Raw genomic sequence first — 3,082 nt, 5'->3', positions numbered from 1 at the left:
ACGAGCACCAAGGGCGACCAGACCGACACCGCGGCCGCCAACGGGTACTCGTACGACACCACGCGGATACGGGGCCTGAGCCTCACCCACGTCAACGGCGCCGGCTGCCATCCGGGAGCCGCGGGTGACGTGCCCATCATGCCGTTCGCCGGCGATGTCACCACGTCGCCGTCCGCCGACACCAAGGACGCCGTGTACGCGTCCGGTTTCAGCCACGCCAACGAACGTGCCACGCCCGGGCGTTACTCCGTGACCCTCGACTCCGGCGCCGGGGCGGATCTCGCCGTGACCCCGAGGGCGGGCGTCGGCGATTTCAGCTTCCCCGCGGGCACACCGGCCAACCTCCTCTTCCGCGTCTCCAACTCCCTCAACGGCAGCGAGGACGCACAGATAGACATCGACGCGAAGCACCACAAGGTGACGGGCTCCGTGCTGACCGGAGCCTTCTGCGGCCGTCGCGCCAACGGCGGGACCAACAACCGCAAGAGCTACTACCGGCTCTACTTCACGGCATCCTTCGACCGGGGCTTCGCCTCGACCGGGACCTGGAAGGACAGCACCCTCTCCCCCGGCTCGACCTCCGGCTCCGGCGGCGAGGGCTACGCGACGGGCGCCGACCGCGCGGGCCGCGGATCGGGCGGATGGGTCGGCTTCGACACCAGCTCTGACAACGATGTCCACATGCGGATCGGCATCTCCTACGTCAGCCTCGCCGGCGCCGAGGCCAATCTGCGCACCGAGGTGAGGCCGCGCGAGAGCGTGGACGACGTGGCGGCGGCCACCGCGCGCTCCTGGGACCAGGAGCTCGGCTCCGTCCGCACGGGCGGGGGCAGCGCGGACCAGCGCACCACCTTCTACACCGCGATGTACCACGCGCTGATGCAGCCGGGCATCGTCAGCGACACCGGCGGCCGCTATCCCGGCATGGACGGGAAACCGCACCGGCTCGTGAGGGGCCAGCGGGCGCAGTACAGCAACTTCTCCGGCTGGGACCAGTACCGGGCTCAGATCCAGCTGCTGGCGCTGCTGAAGCCCGAAGTCGCCGGTGACTTCGCCCAGTCGCTGTACAACTTCGCCCAGCAGAACGGGGGTGTCTGGGACCGCTGGGTGCACATCAACGGCGCGACCCATGTGATGACCGGCGATCCGTCGGCCGCGACACTGGCCACGTTCTACGCGATGGGCGTACGGAACTTCGACTACCGCGGCGCCTTCGACTCCCTCGCCCGCCAGGCCACGGAACCGAACGCCGACGGCCTCTCCGACGCGGGCTGCCCGGGGCAGTGCACCGGACAGCGGCCCAGCCTCGCGCAGTATCTGACGTCGCACTACGCGGCCCAGGACGCCTGCCACTGCTGGGGCGGGGCAGCCGAGACCCTGGAGGACGCGATCGCCGACTCCGCCCTCGGCCGCTGGGCGAAGCTGATGGGCCGCGACCAGCAGGCAGCCGAGTTCACCGAACGCGGCACCTGGTGGAGCAACGTCTTCGACTCCGGCGCCACCGACGGCGCGGGCACGACCGGTTACGCCAGGGCGCGCAACCTCGACGGCTCCTGGGTCACGCCCTTCAGCCCCGGCAGCGACCGCGGCTTCGCCCAGGGCACCAGCGCCACGTACACCTGGATGGTGCCGCAGGACGTGCAGGGCCTGGCGGAGAAGATGGGCGGCCGCGCGACGGCGGCCCAGCGGCTCGACGCCTTCTTCCACAAGCCCGACGGTTCGTGGTCGGTCAGGGGCGGCGACCCCCTGCGGTACGACGCCACGAACGAACCGGGAATCCACGCACCCTGGCTGTACAACGCGCTCGGCCGGCCCTGGAAGACCCAGGCGACCGTCCGCCAGATCGTGAACACCGTCTACGGCACGGGACCTGCGGGCCTGCCCGGGAACGACGACCTCGGCACCATGTCGGCCTGGTACGTCTTCTCCGCTCTCGGCCTGTACCCGCAGACTCCGGGCAGCGCCTCCATGCTCCTGGGCGCACCACTCTTCCCGCACGCCGTCGTCGACAGGCCGGGCCGCACCGACATCCGTATCGACGCGCCGTCGGCCGACGGCGCGCACGCCTATGTCAGCGCGCTCACGGTGAACGGCCGTACCCATGACCGGTCCTGGACCGACGCCTCCCTGCTGCGCACCGGGGGCACCTTGGCCTATGGCCTCTCGGATCAGCCGGACACCCGCTGGGCGACCAACGCCTCGGACCTCCCCCGCTGACCCGCGTGCCCGCGCCGGGACCCCTGTCAGGGGTCCCGGCGCGTGCACGCCGTGCTGTCCCGGTCAGCCCGTGGAGGACACGGTGTCCTCGAAGTGCGTACCGGCGGCGCGATAGGCCGCCACCTTCGCGTTGACCTGGGCCGGCGTCAGCACCTGGTCCTTCACGTGCAGCACGTAGTCGACCTTCTGGTCGTACGCGCGCGGAGTCGTCGACGCCTGCCCGCCGAAGTCGATCAGCCACTGGTTGAAGTTGATCGACATGGGTGCCTCGGGGAGGTACTGGGCGTCGTGCTGGCCGAACTGCGCGCCGTCGATGTAGTAGGTGATGTGCGCGCTGTCGATCGTGACCACCAGGTCGTGCCAGCCCGCGTACGACTGCCGCGACTCCGAGTGCTGGTTCACCGCCTGCCACGGGTCGGGGTTGTACGTCTCCCAGGACGTCGTGTAGAGGATGTTGGACGGCTCCCCCCAGCCTCCGTTGGGCAGGTACTCGAAGTCGTACTCGGCGTAGTCGTCCGCCATCGGGGCCTTGAGCTGGTTGATGGTGAAGAAGGTCTGGACGAGGTGGTCACCGTCGGGACCCGTCGCCTTCGGGGCGTCGGCGAACTTGACCCGGGCCGCGTAGGTGCCGTTCTTGAACTTCAGCGCCTTGGTGAGGACTTCGGTCTGCTTCGTCGACTCCCCGGTCCCCGCCGTCGACGTTTCGAGATTCATCACGGAGTTGCCGCTCTCCGTGGCGAAGGTGACGTTCTGGGGAGCCCAGGTCGCACCGGACACTCCGGGACCGCCGGAGTTCGAGCGGACGCTCCAGCCGTGGGAATCGATGGCCGGGTCGTTGTACGCGCTGTAGTTGAAGTCGTCGAAC

2 protein-coding genes are annotated in these 3,082 nt (G+C 69.8%); one reads left to right on the top strand and one right to left on the bottom strand.

The genetic code is table 11. The annotated features are described in order from the left end of the window. On the top strand, positions 1 to 2,217 hold a 2,217-nt coding region (locus tag J0695_RS21770), incomplete at its 5' end, for a GH92 family glycosyl hydrolase (protein ID WP_206963804.1). Positions 2,218 to 2,280: 63 nt separating this feature from the next. Here J0695_RS21770 and J0695_RS21765 read toward each other — a convergent pair. Continuing rightward, the coding region (locus J0695_RS21765; RefSeq protein WP_206963803.1) for a glycoside hydrolase family 16 protein at positions 2,281 to 3,082 on the bottom strand (802 nt) is incomplete at its 5' end.

The sequence above is a fragment of the Streptomyces beijiangensis genome, assembly GCF_017315755.1.
GTDB lineage: Bacteria > Actinomycetota > Actinomycetes > Streptomycetales > Streptomycetaceae > Streptomyces > Streptomyces beijiangensis.
The sequence above is the reverse complement of the archived record's forward strand: the minus strand, read 5'-3'. Positions and strand labels throughout refer to the sequence as shown.